At 63.7% G+C, this 16,772-nt stretch carries 15 protein-coding genes; 4 read left to right on the top strand and 11 right to left on the bottom strand.

Annotated elements, in window-relative coordinates; translation table 11 throughout:
• Window positions 1-15 precede the first annotated feature (15 nt).
• Window positions 16-936 (bottom strand): acyl-ACP desaturase, encoded by a 921-nt coding sequence (locus AOT83_RS17870; protein ID WP_030095596.1) that lies wholly within the window; start codon window positions 934-936, stop codon window positions 16-18.
• Between the two features lie 95 nt (window positions 937-1,031).
• On the bottom strand, window positions 1,032-2,999 hold the full coding sequence (locus AOT83_RS17865) for a CocE/NonD family hydrolase (RefSeq protein ID WP_057964721.1): 1,968 nt from the start codon (window positions 2,997-2,999) through the stop codon (window positions 1,032-1,034).
• A 172-nt stretch (window positions 3,000-3,171) separates the two neighbouring features.
• On the opposite strand from AOT83_RS17865, the gene AOT83_RS17860 reads away from it, so the two are divergent.
• The gene (locus AOT83_RS17860) at window positions 3,172-4,062 is read left to right on the top strand and encodes a RecB family exonuclease (protein ID WP_030095594.1); all 891 of its coding nucleotides are present in this window, start codon (window positions 3,172-3,174) and stop codon (window positions 4,060-4,062) included.
• Window positions 4,059-4,868, top strand: a complete 810-nt coding sequence (locus AOT83_RS17855; RefSeq protein WP_030095593.1) for a thioesterase family protein — start codon at window positions 4,059-4,061, stop codon at window positions 4,866-4,868. The genes AOT83_RS17860 and AOT83_RS17855 overlap by 4 nt, the downstream gene beginning before the upstream one ends.
• 1 nt (window position 4,869) lies before the next feature.
• Here AOT83_RS17855 and AOT83_RS17850 read toward each other — a convergent pair whose 3' ends face one another.
• Both AOT83_RS17850 and AOT83_RS17845 read right to left on the bottom strand, forming a co-directional pair.
• Entirely contained in the window at window positions 4,870-5,532 is a 663-nt protein-coding gene (locus AOT83_RS17850) for an MOSC domain-containing protein (RefSeq protein WP_057964762.1), read from the bottom strand.
• A 22-nt stretch (window positions 5,533-5,554) separates the two neighbouring features.
• Entirely contained in the window at window positions 5,555-6,220 is a 666-nt protein-coding gene (locus tag AOT83_RS17845) for a TetR/AcrR family transcriptional regulator (protein WP_057964720.1), read from the bottom strand.
• 129 nt (window positions 6,221-6,349) lie between these two features.
• Here AOT83_RS17845 and AOT83_RS17840 point away from each other — a divergent pair, with 129 nt between their 5' ends.
• Both AOT83_RS17840 and AOT83_RS17835 read left to right on the top strand, forming a co-directional pair.
• Window positions 6,350-7,750, top strand: a complete 1,401-nt coding sequence (locus tag AOT83_RS17840) for a cytochrome P450 (RefSeq protein WP_057964719.1) — start codon at window positions 6,350-6,352, stop codon at window positions 7,748-7,750.
• Window positions 7,751-7,784: 34 nt separating this feature from the next.
• A complete protein-coding gene (locus tag AOT83_RS17835) occupies window positions 7,785-8,462 on the top strand; it encodes a nuclear transport factor 2 family protein (protein WP_057964718.1) in 678 nt (225 codons plus the stop codon).
• Window positions 8,463-8,484: 22 nt separating this feature from the next.
• Here AOT83_RS17835 and AOT83_RS17830 read toward each other — a convergent pair whose 3' ends face one another.
• From AOT83_RS17830 to AOT83_RS17800, 7 genes are all read right to left on the bottom strand, one after another.
• Window positions 8,485-9,141, bottom strand: a complete 657-nt coding sequence (locus AOT83_RS17830) for an ABC transporter permease (protein ID WP_057964717.1) — start codon at window positions 9,139-9,141, stop codon at window positions 8,485-8,487.
• A gap of 99 nt (window positions 9,142-9,240) precedes the next feature.
• Window positions 9,241-10,482: a fatty acid desaturase gene (locus AOT83_RS17825; RefSeq protein WP_030095587.1), complete on the bottom strand. Its 1,242-nt coding sequence runs from the start codon at window positions 10,480-10,482 to the stop codon at window positions 9,241-9,243.
• Between the two features lie 186 nt (window positions 10,483-10,668).
• Complete coding sequence (gene nuoN, locus AOT83_RS17820) at window positions 10,669-12,267, bottom strand: NADH-quinone oxidoreductase subunit NuoN (protein ID WP_057964716.1); 1,599 nt, start codon at window positions 12,265-12,267, stop codon at window positions 10,669-10,671.
• Window positions 12,264-13,862: an NADH-quinone oxidoreductase subunit M gene (locus AOT83_RS17815; protein ID WP_075908931.1), complete on the bottom strand. Its 1,599-nt coding sequence runs from the start codon at window positions 13,860-13,862 to the stop codon at window positions 12,264-12,266. Before AOT83_RS17815 ends, nuoN begins: the two co-directional genes overlap by 4 nt.
• The gene (nuoL, locus tag AOT83_RS17810) at window positions 13,856-15,721 is read right to left on the bottom strand and encodes an NADH-quinone oxidoreductase subunit L (protein WP_109394666.1); all 1,866 of its coding nucleotides are present in this window, start codon (window positions 15,719-15,721) and stop codon (window positions 13,856-13,858) included. Before nuoL ends, AOT83_RS17815 begins: the two co-directional genes overlap by 7 nt.
• Before the next feature lie 13 nt (window positions 15,722-15,734).
• Window positions 15,735-16,034, bottom strand: a complete 300-nt coding sequence (gene nuoK, locus AOT83_RS17805; protein WP_030095583.1) for an NADH-quinone oxidoreductase subunit NuoK — start codon at window positions 16,032-16,034, stop codon at window positions 15,735-15,737.
• Window positions 16,031-16,759 (bottom strand): NADH-quinone oxidoreductase subunit J, encoded by a 729-nt coding sequence (locus AOT83_RS17800; RefSeq protein WP_030095582.1) that lies wholly within the window; start codon window positions 16,757-16,759, stop codon window positions 16,031-16,033. The genes nuoK and AOT83_RS17800 overlap by 4 nt, the downstream gene beginning before the upstream one ends.
• Between the last annotated feature and the right edge of the window lie 13 nt (window positions 16,760-16,772).

The raw sequence follows: 16,772 nt of genomic DNA, 5'->3' as shown, positions 1-16,772 counted from the left end.
GGCGCGGGCTATTCCCTACACCCGCGCCGCGGCCCGGATCGCCGCCTTCTCCTCGTAGTACTTTGCACGCTCATCCACGGCGGCAAGGAATTTCACGAGAGTGTCGCGGGCCTGCTCCCCTTCGGCTCCGATATCGGAGCGTTCGAACACCCGCCAGAACCTCAGGATGGGTTGCAGAACCTCATCGTGATGGATGCGCAGGTCGTAGATGCCCGCTTTCGCGATGGCTATCGCGTTCTGCGCAAATCCCGCCATCCCCATACCCGGCATCGCGAAACCGACGATCTCCTTGCAGATGGCCTGCATCGCGGCATCGGGTTCGATATCGAGTGCCGCCGACATGAGATTGCGGTAGAAGACCATGTGCAGGTTCTCATCCAGCGCGACGCGCGCCAGCAGCTGATCGGCGATGGGGCAGCCCGAGGCCTTCCCCGTGTTGCGATGAGATATCCGAGTGGCCAGCTCCTGGAACGACACGTATGCGAGCGCCTCCAGGGGCGTCTTGTCCCCTGAGTCGTAACCGGCGATGGTGTGCGCCATGCGCATCGCTTCGAGGTTGCTCGGGTCGACACCACGGGTGACCACCAGATAGTCGCGAAGTGCGATGCTGTGCCGCCCTTCCTCCGCCGTCCACTGGCCCACCCAGGTTCCCCATGCCCCGTCCCGGCCGAATCTCGTGGCGATCTCACGGTGATACGACGGCAGGTTGTCCTCGGTCAGCAGATTGACGATCAACGCCGCCTGAGCGATCGGATCGAGCGGGCTATCCTCCGGCTTCCAATCCTCTCCGCCCAGAAATGCGAAGTCCCGGCCCCTGCTCCAGGGCACGTAATCATGTGGGGCCCATGGCCGCGCGGCGCTCAGGTGCCGCTCGAGATTCGCCTCGACAACGGGCTCCAGCTCGGTCAGTAATCGTGTTTGCAGTCCGGTCACCATCTCATCCACCTCTCTGTTCGGCCTACCGCGATCCGTAACCTACGGTACCGTAAGTTACAGAAAAAGTAGATGAGGAGTTGGTGAACTGGCGAGGACTAGGCGGCCCCGGCGCCGGTATCGAGAATGACGGGCGCCACCAGGTAACTCGGCTGGCCGGGATCCAGGACAACGGCCTGACCGTGACGGCTCGCCCACAGCTCCGGAATGGACGGGATGTACCTCGGCAGACTGGCCGCCGCGACGACCACCCGCAGCCGGTGCCCCGCCGCGATCACCGCATCTACCTCGGTGAGATCGATGTCGAGAGTGGTTGGCACGCCGGGTTCCACCGGAAGCGTCGATCCCTTACCGGTGAGATGCCAGGGCGATAGGTAGTCTCCGTCCGCGGTACGCAGACTCTTGACCTCATCCACCCCGCGGCGCGATGCCAGCAGGGCACCCTCGGCCAGCATCCGGGAGAAACCGTCGGGTGCCACGTCCGTCACCGATACGACCCAGAACGCCTCTGTACCTACGGCTTTGGTGTGCAGATGAAGGTTCAGCGCCCCGGAGATCACCCACGGCCGCACAGCGGGGCTGCTGGTGAAGGTGAGTGCCCCACGCTCGAAGTACCGAGAGTCCTTGAGCCCGGACGTACCCAGCACGGCAGTGATACCGGCCGTCAGCCGGGAGGTGGTGGGCGATTTCAGCAGTCCCATCCGTCGGCGAAGGAGGTGCTCGGTCTTGTTGAGCGGCACAGCATCCGTCAACGACCCGTCGAATGTCGAACCAGCCCCCACCCCTGAGGGTTCGGCATCCAGATAGAACCGTTGCGGCTCGGCTTCGGGCCGCGGATAGACATCCAGGGTGTGCCAACCGCCATTTTGCTGTTGCAGGGTGAGCGGGCCGTAGCTCTCCACTCCGTTGTCAATACCCTTGAGCCACTTGTCAAACCACGCACGCTGCAAGACATCCAGCCGGGGTGGCCCATCTTCGCGGCCAAGCTGTGAACCCGGTGACCCGTGATAACCCTCGTTGATGACGACCTGAAACCTCCCGCCCGGCGATGCGGCTCGGCGATGGATACGCAGGGCGGCCGGACCGAAGATGTCGTCCCACGCCCCATAGACAAACGTCGGGATCTCGATGTCTTCGAACCGGGGACTGATCTGCTGGAAATACTCGTCGTTGTCGATCAGCGCACCCGTGCCACGCAAGCCCTCGAAGATGTACCGCACCACACGATTCAGTGGTGCGCGCAACCGCCCCGCGAGCCAGCCCAGGCCGACGCCGCCACGTATCACGTCCGATGGCGACGGCAACCACTTCCCCAACGCAACGGCAAGCATCCAGATGGGCAGGAAGAATGTCTGCGCCCCACCAGTTTTCATGAGGTCGCGAGAGATGTCGCTGACCGGCTCGACCGCGAACACCGCACCGAGACCCGGCACCCGGTTGCCGGCGGCCTGCAGCGCGTTGATCGAACAGTAAGAGATGCCATACATGCCGACCGAACCATCGCACCACGGCTGCGCCTGCGCCCAGGCCACCACCTCGGCGGTGTCCCGCTGTTCGAGATCGTTGAGCATTCCCCAGTCACCCGAGGAGGCGCCGGTACCGCGAACATCGACAACCACTTGGGCATACCCACTGCGGATCAGCGAGTCGTTCACTCCGAACGTCGTCAGGCCGCCACCGGGGATCGCCCGTGCCAGCTCGGCGAGCTCCAACAGACGCGGATTCCTGGGCGGCAGGGCCGGCACGGTAATGCCGAACCGGTGCAGGCCCCGCAGCAGCCATGCCGCCAGGTGAGTAACGGATTTGTTGTAGGGGGTGAGGTTGAAGAGCACCGGCACCGGGTCATTGACCGGGGTCCCGTCGGCATTGGCCGGCCGGAACACTTGGGCCTTGAGCACGGTCCCGTCGGACAGCGGTATCGAGACATTGGGAGTGAAGGACACCCGGGAGTACCGACTGGGCCCATCGGCCAGCGCGGTCCACCGCTCGGCGAGTTCAGAACCGGCGAGCCCGGTGTCCTTCACCTGCGGGCCGTCCAGCAGGCTTCGATGCTTTGCCGTCGTCACTGCGCATTCCTCTCGCGTGGGGCGTCGTCGCCCCATGGCCAATGAGAGGTTCACGTTACTTCGAGTACGGATACTTTGGGGGCGACTTGTGACATGTGTTGAACGGAGCCCACCAGCTTTGTGCCCGGCGTGGCGTCAGCACCTGTCGGACACGATGCCTAGGCTGCCAACCATGAAGGAGACCACGCAGAACCGGCCCACGCGCCGGCCCGCGCTGTCCCCTTCCCGTGCCAGCGACTTCAAGCAATGCCCACTGCTGTACCGGTTCCGCGCGATCGACCGCCTCCCCGAGCCGCCCTCGACAGCGCAGGTGCGCGGCAGCCTCGTGCATGCCGCCCTGGAAGATCTCTACGCCCGGCCCGCGGCCGATCGCGAGTACGCCACCGCCGCGGGATTGGTGCAGCCCGCGTGGGAACGCCTCGTGGAATCGAACCCCGAACTCGCGGCGGTGGTCGAGACCGAGCGCCTTCCGGCGTTCCTCGACGAGGCGCGAGATCTGCTCTCGGGCTATTACCGGCTTGAAGATCCCACCCGATTCGATCCCGACAGTTGCGAGGAGCGCGTCGAGGTCGAGCTGTCCGACGGCACGATGCTGCGCGGATTCATCGATCGCATCGACGTCGCCCCCGGGGGCGCGATGCGTCTGGTCGACTACAAGACCGGACGCGCACCGCGCGCCTTGTTCGAAGCCAAGGCGTTGTTTCAGATGAAGTTCTATGCCGTCGCGCTGTATCGCACCCGCGGGGTGGTGCCGCGACGGCTGCGGCTGCTGTATCTGTCCGATGGCGAGGTTCTCGACTACACACCGGATGAGGCAGAGCTACTCAAGTTCGAGAAGACGCTCATGGCGATCTGGCGAGCGATTCAGAACCTCGGCACCACCGGCGACTTCCGGCCCAATCCCTCCCGGTTGTGCGACTGGTGTGCCCATCAGTCGCTCTGTCCCGCGTTCGGCGGCACGCCGCCTCCCTACCCGGGCTGGCCTTCCGATTACGGTGTCTCCGATACTGATATCGAAGATGCCGAAGCCTCCGCGACCGCGATCCCGGGAGATGCCGCATGACGTTGGACCTGACAGGCTGTTACTACCGGCGATTGGACACCGACGGCGAGTTCCAGGTGTTCGAGTCCACCGAGTTGACCGCCAGCGGATGGGGGCCGAACCTGCAGCACGGCTCTCCCCCGATGGCGTTGCTACTCAAGGCCATCGAGGAGCTGCCGGAGCCGCGCGAGAGCCTGCGGATCGGCCGGGTCGCGCTCGACATCCTCGGCCCGGTTCCGCTGGAGCCGGTGCGAGTACGGGCATGGATTGAACGGCCGGGTCGGCGCATCGCGCTTGCCGTGGCCGAGATGGAAGCGCGCGCCAATGGCGGTTACCGTGCGGTCGCGCGGGCCAGCGCGTGGCTGTTAGCGACCTCGGTGACCGCCGACAAAGCCAGTGACCGATACCCACCCTTACCCGAGTACCCGCCCGGCCCCACACCGCCGGCCTTCGGCTTCGAGGGCTCTAACTACTCAAAATCGGTTGATTTTCAGTGGTTTTCGGTACCCGAGGGAGAACCACAGGTTGCCTGGATGCGGCCACATGTGCACATCGTCGATACCGAGCCCACCACCGGATGGCAGCGGCTGGCGTCGGTCATCGACTCCGCGAACGGCATCGGCGCGGTGCTCAACCCCCTGCGGTTCGTCTACATGAACACCGATACCGTGATGCACGTCCACCGGATTCCCCAGGGCGACGAATTCGGCGTACGCGCCCGCATGTCGGTCGGCCCCGACGGCGTCGGCGTGACCACAGCGGAGATATTCGACCGCCGCGGCTACATCGGCTCGAGCGCCCAGACGGTCCTGGTGCAGCGGCGGTAGGTTAGGCCGATCCGCTCCTGCGCCTGACCGTCTCCTTGACATGCTCCGGCAACGCGGGGGCATCGAGAAGCCGCGGAAGCAACTCGGACTCGAGGGTGAGCGCCCGGAACGCAAGTCCCACGGTCACGTCATGCTCCGGACGATTCTTGACGGCGATGCCGTCACCCTCGCGCACCACCCCGGGTGAGATCACCCGGAAGTATGCGCCGGGGATCGCTTGCGCCGTAAAGGTCTTGACCCACCCGCGCAGGTCAAGCCAGGCCGCAAAGGTCCGGCACGGTATGCGCGGCGCGGACACTTCCAGCACCAGCCCGCCGTCACCGATATGCCACTGCTCACCGATGAGCGCACCGGTCACATCGATCTCGCGGGTGGTCAGATTCTCCCCGAACTGGCCGTTCGCCAGCTCTCGCCCGAGCGTGCCCTGCCACCAGTCCAGGTCCTCGCGGGCGTATGCATACACGGCTTGATCGTCGCCGCCGTGCACGCCCGTATCTCCTATCGCGTCACCTTCCAGGCCGCTGCCGGCACCCTCGGATGTACCACCCGGCGCGCGGACGGCTATGACCGAATCGGTGGGATGTTTGTCGATGCCGGTGCGCGTTGGTCCGCCTGCCGGATTCGACCGCAGCTGGCACACGTTCACCGTCAAAACTGTAGCCACCACACCAGGATACGGAGCGCACCTAACGGGCGGCACGCATGAGGGGTAGCAGATATCGGCCCGCGAATTCGCGGGTGTTTTCGTCGGTGTCGGTCGGCACCAGCGCGGAAGGGTTCACCAGAAACGTCGACGTCAGCCGCAGCGCCAGGTCGAGCGCGCGCTTCACCGCAGGAACGGGATAGTCCTCGTCGGCCAGTAGTTCCGCGATCACCGCAAGCAGGCCCTGATACCCGGACGCATTCACGTCAAAGACATTCCGCGAGAACGATTCGGCGTCGAATTCCTTGAGCGCCAGCACCAATGGATGATCACGCGCCTCACGCATGCCCATGACGAATGCCTCGACCATCCTGTCCTCGGCATTCGATAAGGGCGCGAGCACAGCCTGCGCCCTCATGAAGAATTCGGTTGTCTCCCGGACCAACACCGCGGCGACGATGTCTTCCTTGTCTCCGCATTTGCGGTACAAGGTCGGGCGGGACACACCGGCGCGGCGTGCGATATCCCCAACAGCGGTGCGAGCGATCCCGTGGGCAACGAATTCCTCGCGGGCGGCATCCAACAAATGAGCGGTCGCCACATTCGTATCGGACAGTGTTCCGGAGACCAGCTGCCGCAGCAACGAGTCGATCTCTACCACGGACCCGATAGTAACGGCGGGGAGCTGCGAAACCTCGCTGCGACTCACAGCCCCTCCGTTCGGCACATCTAGCTGGCATTTGAATCAATGAATTACTTTTGATTCAGTATTGCATGACGGCTGGATCGGTCATACACTTCGCCACCAGAATCACCGTTCCGCACAGAAGAGGCAGCCATGCACGCCACCGGCACAAACTCCCCCGCACAGGAAACATCGCGGACCCCAGGACCCCGACTTGCCCCGCGGCTGCCCTTGCATCGGGCCGCGCTCCTGGGGCTGAGCTGCCTGGGTGACCCGTTTCGGCTGCCCTACCTGCTACTGCCCAAGATTGCGAATCGATACGGCGACATCGTCCGCCTCTTCACGGGCCCGAGCCCCGCGCTCACAGTCACCCTGATCAACCATCCCGAGTACGTCGACCATGTGTTCACCCGCCACCACGACCGATACGCCAAGCACCAGGCCACCATCGAATTGGTCTCCGGAGAGCCGGCCGCCCTCCCCTTGCTCGAGGGCCAGGAGTGGAAACGAGTCCGCACCGCCTTCAATCCGTACTTCGGCGAACGCGCACTGGCGGCAGCGACCCCGCTCATGATGGAAGGGATCACCGATCGGGTCGATGCCTGGTCACGCCATGCGACCAGCGGGCAACCCGTGGATCTGGAACATGAACTCGGCGCGGTCGTGATGGACGGACTGATGCGCTCGATGTTCAACGTTCAGCTCGGCTCCGACGAGATTGATCATGCGGTAGACGGTGCGCGTCGGTACGGCCGCTACGTCATCAGCCGGGTCGCCATGCATTATCTGCCCGGCTGGATCCCAAATCCCCTGCGTCGCAGTGGCGAACGGTCCAAGGAGGAGCTATTCGGGATCCTCGACCGCTTCGTCGACGAACGGAAAGGGTGCCCGCTGCCCGACTCGCCCGATCTCGTGGACGCATTGATCGGGCTGGAATTCGAGGGCTGCCCGCAGACACAGCACCGCAGACGGCGCTCCGAAGCCGCCGGGTTGGTGTTCGCAGGATTCGAGACCACCGCCGCCGCGCTGGCCTGGACCATCGCGCTGCTGTGCCGCAACCCGATCGCTCTCGGTAGGGCGTATAGGGAGATTGACGCGCTCGGCGGAAAGACGTTGGAGTACGACGATCTCGAGAACTTGAAGTATCTGAGGGCATGTTTCGATGAGGCACAGCGTTTCCAGGCCGCACCCGCCAACATCCGAACGGCCGTCCAGGACGACGAGATCGGCGGCTATCTCATTCCCCAAGGTTCACACGTCGTGATCACCCAATACGCACTACAGCGCGATCCCCGGTTCTGGAAGGACCCGGAAACGTTCAACCCCGAACGATTCCTGACCGACAAGATCAATCGGAATGCGTTCCTGCCGTTCAGTATCGGACCACGCAAGTGCATGGGCACCAGGATGGCCTACATCGAGGGGACCCTGGTCCTCGGAACCATCTTGCAGCGCTATGCATTCCAGATCCGCGATGGCTGGACACCCCGGCACCGAGTACGCGTCTCCACCGGCCTGGCCGGCGGCCTCCCGACGCGGCTCCTCACCCGCTGAGCCATCACACAGTTCCCACAACGAAAGGAAAAAGATGAGCAGATTGGACAAGTTGGGCCCCTCACCGGAACACGCGCAGTATCAGGCGCTCATGCCGGAGTTCTGGAAGAAGGTGCGGCAGCAAGAAAAGAACGACATCGAGCGCGGGCTTCCCGCCCAGGGCCGAACAGAGTTCGCCTACACATGGTTTGATGCCTGGGCCGAGCAGGACATCAAGAAGATCGATTACTGCATCGCCGAGGAGTGCAGCTACATCGACAGCACGACGTTCCAGGAGAACAGGCTCGGACGTCAGTTCACGATCGACAACTGCCAGGCCGCCTTCGACGTCTTCCCCGACTTTGCGTTCTACCCACAGGACGGAACCAACCGGTCACTGCCCTACTGGGACTACTTCGACGATCAGTGGCGAGTGACCATTCCGTGGCGAGGTATCGGCCGCATGATCGGTGAGACCATCGAGCCCAACACGGGAGCTAAACTCAAGGGAACCGGCCGCTGCCTGAATTTCATTGGTATCGACCGCTATACACTGACTGAAGACTTCAAGATCACCCACATCGACACCGACTGGGACATGCTTTACGGTGCCGCACAGCTCGCGGGATTAGGCTCCCTCATGCACAGCCAGCGTCTTCAAAGGATCGGGCTGCGCGCCGCTAGCCTGGTCGCACCGGTGTTTCGCCTGGCGACCCTGCTCACCACAAGGTGACCGATCTCGCCAGCCGTTCAGGTCAGCGCGACGCGGAAACACCTTTGTAGCAAGCGATTAGGCCACCGATAAGCCCGAGAGCCACCGCTTCGATGGCCACAATCAACACATTGAAGGGACTCAACAACTGCGTCAAGTTCTCGATGAAAAGACTCAACGGAGTGTGCTTGCCGAATGCCGAGAAGAAATAGACACCGGCTGCGCCAACAGCTATGAAGGCCAACGGCACCGCGGCGACCGCGGTGGCGAGGACTCGAGGGACAACAAACCCGTGCGTGACGTCGACGCCCCGGCCCCGCATGGCCTCAATCTCTTGTTGGATCCGGGCGGAATCGGCCTCGGCAAACACCACCGTCGCGCCGGTGGCCGCGGCCACCAAGACCGCGTGCGTCGGGAACCCCGTGGGGCCGAACACCAACGCCTCCAGCACGAGCACTATGAGCACCGCGAGCGGTATCGCCACCATGCACATCGGCAGAACCGACACTCTGGCGATCGACCACACCTGCCGGAAGAACTCGCCCACCGCCGGTGGACGACGCACCATGGCACCAAAGGTCTCCAGTGTCATGGCCAGGAAGCCGGCCAGTGTGCGTGCCGGCTTCTCGGCAGAACCCGAGATCAGGGCATCCCCTCGGCCCACTTGGGTTACCGCCGGGGCCTCTGCGTACGTAGTCACACATCACTGCATAGCGCGTTCCGCCCGCGTCCGCGGCGGAATCATCAAGATCACCAGAGCAGATCCACGCCGCCGGTGACGTGATCGGCCGCTCAGAAACTAGACGGACACCTTGGTGCGGCGCCGCTCACGCACCAACGCGATGGCGGTCTTGAGGCCGCGACGCGGAACCGAATTCGGTTCGGCCACGGGTGGTTCTAGGACCACGAACATGCGCTCGCTACGAGTCTCCGGCGCATTGTCGGCCGTGGCATGCAGGAATCGATCCGGCAACGACAACTTGGCAATGGTGCGCCAGGTCTTCGCGTATTGGAACAGCATCGATCCGGTGGTGTACGGAAGGTCGTAGCGATCGCAGATCTCGCGTACCCGCAGCGAGATCTCGTGCAGCCGGTTGCTCGGCAGATCCGGGTAGAGATGATGTTCGATCTGATGACACAGGTTGCCGCTCATCAGCCGCATCGTTGGACCCGCGTCGAAATTCGCGCTGCCGAGCAGCTGGCGCAGATACCACTGACCGCGCGTCTCGTTCTCCATGTCGGTCACGGAGAACTTCTCTGCGCCGTCCGGAAAATGTCCGCAGAAGATGACGGCATTGGACCAGAAGTTCCGGATCAGGTTGGCTGTCGCGGTGGAGGTCAGCGTCGAGCGGTAAGTCGCCCCCGGCGAGAGCGCCGTGATCGCCGGGAACGCGACGTAATCCTTGAAGACCTGCGCGCCTGCCGAGCGGACCAGCTCGCGTACCCGCTGTTTGGTCGCCTCGCGAGTTTCCTTTGCCCAGATCTTCCGGAATTCCAGGTGCTGCAGGGCAATTCCCCACTCAAAACCAGCAGCGAGGATGAAGTTGAGTGGCATGTTCAGAAGGTTGCGCACCTTCCACGGTTCATCACGTGTGACCCGCAGAATCCCGTAGCCCACATCGTCGTCCAGATCCAGGATGTTGGTGTACTTGTGATGCTCGACGTTATGGGTGATGCGCCAGTGCTTGGCCGCACCTGCCATGTCCCATTCCCACGTCGACGAGTGAATCTCGGGATCGTTCATCCAGTCCCACTGACCGTGTAGGACGTTGTGACCGATCTCCATGTTCTCGATGATCTTGGCGACCGCCAGCGTCACCGTGCCGGCCCACCACGCGGAGCGCTTCTTGCTCGCCGCCAGCAGCACACGGCCGGTCAGCTCGAGCGCGCGTTGCGCGGCGATGGTGCGACGGATGTAGCGGGCGTCGCGCGCACCGCGCGACTCCTCGATCTCACGCCGGAGCCCATCGAGCTCGACGGCCAGGTTCTCGACGTCCTCGCTGGTGAGATGCGCGAATGCCGAGATGTCCGTGATTGCCATCGGCCTCCTTCCGCGCCCACGATACCTTCACCCTACGGTCCCGTAGGTTACTCGTCGGTAAATGGACACGCCACAGGTGGTGACAACCAGGCCACGGTAGGCGTCGACACGCCGCATTTTGCACGGATCAGAGGCGTGTCGGCACCGAAGACGGCATGTCGAAACACCGGTGGCCCGTGATCGGACTCACGGAACGAAGTGAGCGAGATTCCCGACGAGATCAAGCAATGGCTGCGGCACTACGCCGAGCAGAACCGTGACGAGCGCACTTACCCCGATCGATATCGCCACCGCCGGACCAGGGATCCGAAGCACCCCGGAGTGCTCGACCGGATCGGCGAAGAACATCAGCACGATCACCCGCACGTAGAAGTAGGCGGCGATGGCGCTGCACACCACACCAACCACCACCAGCGGCACGGCGCCGCCGGATGCGGCGGCCTCGAAGACCGCGAACTTGCTGACGAATCCACTGGTGAGCGGAATGCCCGCGAAAGCCAGCAAGAACAAGGCGAAGACGATGCCGAGCACAGGTGAACGGCGGCCGATTCCTGCCCACCGACTCAGATCGGTGATCTCTTCGTCCTCATCCGGTCCGCCGTCGCCATCACCGGAACGGACCAGCCCGGCAATGGCGAATGCCCCTACGGTGCTGAAACCGTATGCCGCCAAATAGAACAACGTCGACGACACACCACGTTCATTGGCGGCCGTGACCCCGGTCAGCAGAAACCCGGTGTGCGCCACCGCGGAATAGGCCAACATGCGTTTCACATCGGTCTGCGTGACGGCACCGATCGATCCGATCAGCATGGTCGCGATCGCCACCGCCCACAGCACCGGACGCCAGTCGGCCGTGATTCCCGGCAGCGCGACATACAGAACCCGAAGCAGCGCGCCGAAAGCCGCGATTTTGGTGGTAGCCGCCATGAATGCGGTAACCGGGGTCGGCGCCCCTTGGTAGACGTCGGGGACCCAGAAATGGAAGGGCACCGCTCCTACCTTGAACAACAGGCCCACCGACAGCATGGCCACACCGAGCAGCAGGAAGGACCGCTCGCCGGCATCTGCGCTGACGGCCCGCGCGACGGCGTCGAGTTCGACGGTGCCGGCGAATCCGTACACGAAGGCCGACCCGAACAGAAAGAACGCCGAGGAGAACGCACCGAGCAGAAAATACTTGAGCGCCGATTCTTGGGACAGCAGCCGGCGTCGTCGGGCCAGCGCGCACATCACGTACAACGGGAGTGAAAACACCTCCAGGGCAACGAACATCGTCAACAGGTCGTTGCAGGCGGGGAACAGCATCATGCCCGCGATCGCGAACAGTGTCAGCGGGAAGATCTCCGTTTGCGTAATACCGGTCCGATTCAATACCCCCTCCGGCTCGCTGCCCGGAACGCTGGACGCCTGCGCGGCGAAGGCGTCCAGCCCGCCGCCGACGGCAACTGTGCTGGGAAGGGCCACGGCTGTTCTGCGCTGCGCCATCACCGTCAGAGCCAGGCCGGAGGCCACCAGGATGAGCCCCTGCAGATAGAGCGTGGGGCCGTCTATCGCCACGGCGCCGTTCATGACGACTTCACGCGTACCCCCCAGCGCCACCACGGCCGCAAAGGCGGCGAAGATCCCCCCGGTGGCCAGCGCCAGCTGGGTCGTGAGCCGGTACCGTCGCGGGACGAACGCCTCGACGAGCACCGATACCACCGCGACCCCGAACATGATCAACATGGGAGACAGCGCGCCGTAGGCGATCGGCGGCGTGGGAAGAATCCCGATATCGGTCATCGTCGCTCACCTTCGCCGTGCCGCAGGGCAATATCGGCCACTGCCGGCGGCGGATCCTTCTCGTTGACGTTGCGCAGCGTCTGTTCCACCGCCGGATTCACGATGTCCAACAGTGGCTTGGGATAGATACCCAGCACCAGAAGCATGGCGATCAACGGCGCGACCACGGTGAGTTCACGGCGCTTCAGATCACCGATGCTCTCATTTCCCGGCGCCAACGGTCCCGTCATCATCCGCTGATACATCCACAACACGTAGATCGCGGCCAGCACCAACGCGATGACCGCACACGCCGCGGCCGCCGGATATCGCGTGAATGTTCCCACCAGCACCAGAAACTCGCTGATGAACGGTGCCAGCCCGGGCAGCGACAGGGTGGCCAGACCGGCTACCAAGAAGGAGCCGGCAAGAACGGGTGCCACCTTCTGCACTCCCCCATAGGCCGCGATGAGTCGAGATCCTTTGCGAGACACCAGAAATCCTGCCACCAACATCAGTGCCGCGGTGGAGATGCCGTGGTTGACCATGTACAACGTCGAGCCCGATTGCCCCTGGCTGGTCATCGCGAAGATGCCCAGGATGATGAACCCGAAATGCGATATCGAGGTGTAGGCGATCAGTCGCATCACATCGGTCTGACCGATCGCCACGATGGCGCCGTACACGATGCCGATGACCGCCAGCGTGATGATCACCGGGGTGAAGTATCTGCTGGCCTCGGGGAACAGCTGAATGCAGTACCGCAGCATCGCGAAGGTCCCCACCTTGTCCACGATCGCCATCATGAGCACCGCACTGGCCGGGGTGGCGTGCACAGCCGCATCGGGCAGCCACGTGTGAAATGGCCAGAGCGGGGCCTTGACCGCAAACGCGAACATGAACCCGAGGAAGAGCGCCTTCGCGACACCCGGATCGATCCCGAGCGCGCCGGTGGCGACCATCTCGGTGATATCGCGCAGATCGAACGTGCCGGTCTGGCCTCTGGCGGTGACCACGTAGAGACCGATGACGGCCGCCAGCATGATCAGGCCGCCGAACAGGTTGTACATCAAGAACTTCACTGCCGCGCGCGAACGTTGCTTGGCGTCTGAATGCGTGCTCCCGAATCCCCCGATCAGGAAGTACATCGGGATCAGCATGGCCTCGAAGAAGATGTAGAACAGCAGCACGTCCAGGGCGGAGAAAGACAGCAGCACCATCGATTCCACAATCAGGATCAAGGCGACATAGCGTTGTGCCAGAGGCCGATTTCCGTATCCGGGCGCCTCTGCCCCGTCATTCCATCCGGCCAGCAACAGCACGGGCAGGAGCCCCGCGGTCAGCAGGACCAGCGCGAGCGCGATCCCGTCGAGCCCCACCGCATACTTCATCCCGAATGCGGGTATCCAGGACATCGATTCGACGAACTGATATTGGGGTCCCGCCGGGTCGAACGCAATGGCTAGCCCGATCGCGACGACCAGCACCAGCAACGAAGCACTCAACGCCACATACTTGGCCAGGGTCCGCCGGCGACCCGGCATGATCAGCACCGTGGCGGCGCCTATCAGGGGAATGAACCACAGAGCTGTCACGGCACCCACGGCGCTCACCACCTCACTGCCATCAACACGGCGACTACCAAAGCCGCTCCGGCACACATGGACAACGCATACGAGCGGACATGGCCGGTCTGTAGGCGACGCACCCAGTCCGACACCGCGCCCAGGGTTGAGGTGACCGCGTTGACAAGGCCATCGACCCAGCGGTCGTCCACGAGCACCAGCCCCCGGGTGAGACGCTGCCCGGGGCGCATGAACACCGCCTCGTTGACGGCGTCGCCATACAGGTCCCGGCGAGCGGCAACGGTAAGCGCCGAACCCCGAGGAGCCGACTCGGGTACGTCGGCGCGGTACATCCGGTATGCCACACCAACACCGCAGAGCACCACCGCGACGGTGACGACGCTGATGACCCAGGCTGCAACGGGTAACTCGCCGTGGTTCGCACCCACGACCGGCTCTAACCAGTTCTGTAATGCCCCGCCGAAGCTGAGCAGGAATCCCGCACTCACCGAACCGATGGCGAGCACCATCATCGGCCACGTCATCACCGACGGTGATTCGTGTGGATGCGCGTCCGGTTTCCAGCGGCGGGTGCCGAAGAAGGTCAGCAGCATGACCCGAGTCATGTAGAACGCCGTAATCCCGGCGCCCAGTAGTGCCGCCGCCCCGAGAAGAAATCCCCCGGCACCGCCGTGTCCGAAGGCGACCTCGATGATCTTGTCCTTCGAGTAGAACCCCGCAAACGGTGGAACGCCAATGATGGCAAGGTATCCCAGCCCGAAGGTGACAAAGGTGATCGGCATGACGGCGCGCAGCCCGCCGTAGCGGCGCATGTCGGTTTCCTCGTTCATACCGTGCATGACCGAGCCCGCACCGAGGAACAGCCCGGCCTTGAAGAACCCGTGTGTGAGCAGGTGCATGATCGCCACGGCATACCCGGCGGGGCCGAGTCCGGCCGCCAACACCATGTATCCGATCTGCGACATGGTGCTCGCGGCCAGGGCCTTCTTGATGTCGTCCTTGGCGCAGCCGATGATCGCTCCGAAGAGCACGGTAACGGCGCCCACGATCACCACCGCGACCTGTGCGTAAGGCGCGCGTTCGAAGATCGGCCCGGACCGGGTGATCAGGTAGACACCCGCGGTGACCATGGTGGCGGCGTGGATGAGCGCGGACACCGGGGTGGGGCCTTCCATCGCGTCGCCAAGCCAGGACTGCAGCGGCACCTGAGCCGACTTTCCACACGCCGCCAGCAGCAACGCCAATCCAATTGCGGTGTTACGACTCTCACCCGCCGCACCGGCCGACCCGAGTACCTGCGCAAAGCCGACCGAGCCGAACGTCGCGAACATCAGCATCATGGCCAGGGCCAGCCCCATATCACCGACACGGTTGACGATGAAGGCCTTTTTGGCTGCGACGGCGGCCGATGGTTTCTGGTACCAGAAACCGATCAACAGGTAGGACGCCAGACCGACACCTTCCCACCCGACGTACAAACCCAGGAAGTTGTCGGCGAGCACCAGCAGCAGCATGGCCGCCAGGAAAAGATTCAGATAGCCGAAAAACCTTCGCCTGTCAGGATCATGCTCCATGTATCCGATCGAGTAGATATGGATGAGTGAACCCACTCCAGTGATCAGCAGTGCGAAACACACAGACAGCTGGTCCAGGGTCAGCCCGAAATCGATGTGCAGCGCCCCAACCGGAACCCAGGTGAAAAGAGTCTCGTGCACCGCGCGCTCGGTGCCGGTTCGGCCGAGCATGCCGACGAACGAAACGACCGCGACAAGAAACGATGCGAGTGCCGTCGCACAGCCCAGCAGATGCCCCCAGGAGTCACCCCGACGGCCGACGAGCAGGAGTACGGCCGCACCCGCCAGCGGCAGCGCCGGCATGAGCCATGTCACGGGGACTTCCCTCCTAGAGTTTCAACAAATCGGCGTCGTCGACCGAGGCCGACCTGCGGGTACGGAAGATGGTCATGATGATCCCCAGCCCCACAACCACTTCCGTGGCCGCGACCACCATGGTGAAGAACGCGATGACCTGACCGTCGAGGTTCCCGTGCATCCGGGCGAAGGTGACGAATGCCAGGTTGGCCGCGTTGAGCATCAGCTCGACGCTCATGAAGACCACGATCGCGTTGCGGCGCAACATCACGCCGGCAGCCCCGATGGTGAAGATGAGTGCGGCCAGGTAGAGGTAGTTGGCGGGATTCACCGGGCCTCCATGTCCCGCGGGATAAGCACGCCGCTGACCGACAACTCCGAGAAGGATCCGTCGGGAAGGAGCGCAGGTACGTCCACGGCGTTATGCCGGGCGTAGACACCCGGGTTGGGCAACGGGGTGGCCCGGTCTCCATGCTGAAAGCGCCGAATTGCCAACTCCCGCTGGCCGCCGGTCTGCCCCAGCTTCTCGCGATGCGCCAGCACCATCGCGCCAATCGTCGCGGTGATCAGCAGTGCTCCGGTGAGTTCGAAGGCCCAGAGGTAGTCGATGAAGATGCGCTCGGCCAAACCTTCCACGTTGCCGCGGCTGTTGGCCTGATCGAGCCCGACGAACACTGTCGTGGAAGCGTTTCCGATACCGGCGATAGCCAGGATCCCGAATCCCAACCCGGCGGCGATCGCACCCACCCGCTGCCCCGGCAGGGTCTCCACCAGAGAATCCGAGGAATCCACGCCCACGAACATGAGCACGAAGAGGAACAACATCATGACCGCCCCGGTGTACACCACCACCTGGGCGACGCCCAGAAACAACGCTCCCTGGGCTACAAAGAAGACCGCGAGAATGACCATCGTCATGGCGAGGAAGATCGCCGAGTACACCGCCTTGGGGGCCGCGATCACACCGAGTGCGCCCAGAACCGCGATGGCACCAAGTACCCAGAACGTCACCGCCTCCCACGTCGGTGTGCGGGATAACCCCTCGGCGGCAAGCACTGCCACCTGGCCG

Source organism: Mycobacteroides sp. H001 (assembly GCF_001440005.1).
GTDB lineage: Bacteria > Actinomycetota > Actinomycetes > Mycobacteriales > Mycobacteriaceae > Mycobacterium > Mycobacterium gwanakae.
This window is presented reverse-complemented; position numbering and strand designations above follow the sequence as displayed.

What these genes read in the sequence shown, in the direction of transcription:
- AOT83_RS17870 (WP_030095596.1), bottom strand. Translation starts at nt 936, where the DNA reads ATGGTGACCGGACTGCAAACACGATTACTGACCGAGCTGGAGCCCGTT.
- AOT83_RS17860 (WP_030095594.1), top strand. Translation starts at nt 3,172, where the DNA reads ATGAAGGAGACCACGCAGAACCGGCCCACGCGCCGGCCCGCGCTGTCC.
- AOT83_RS17855 (WP_030095593.1), top strand. Translation starts at nt 4,059, where the DNA reads ATGACGTTGGACCTGACAGGCTGTTACTACCGGCGATTGGACACCGAC.
- AOT83_RS17840 (WP_057964719.1), top strand. Translation starts at nt 6,350, where the DNA reads ATGCACGCCACCGGCACAAACTCCCCCGCACAGGAAACATCGCGGACC.
- AOT83_RS17835 (WP_057964718.1), top strand. Translation starts at nt 7,785, where the DNA reads ATGAGCAGATTGGACAAGTTGGGCCCCTCACCGGAACACGCGCAGTAT.
- AOT83_RS17825 (WP_030095587.1), bottom strand. Translation starts at nt 10,482, where the DNA reads ATGGCAATCACGGACATCTCGGCATTCGCGCATCTCACCAGCGAGGAC.
- nuoN (WP_057964716.1), bottom strand. Translation starts at nt 12,267, where the DNA reads ATGACCGATATCGGGATTCTTCCCACGCCGCCGATCGCCTACGGCGCG.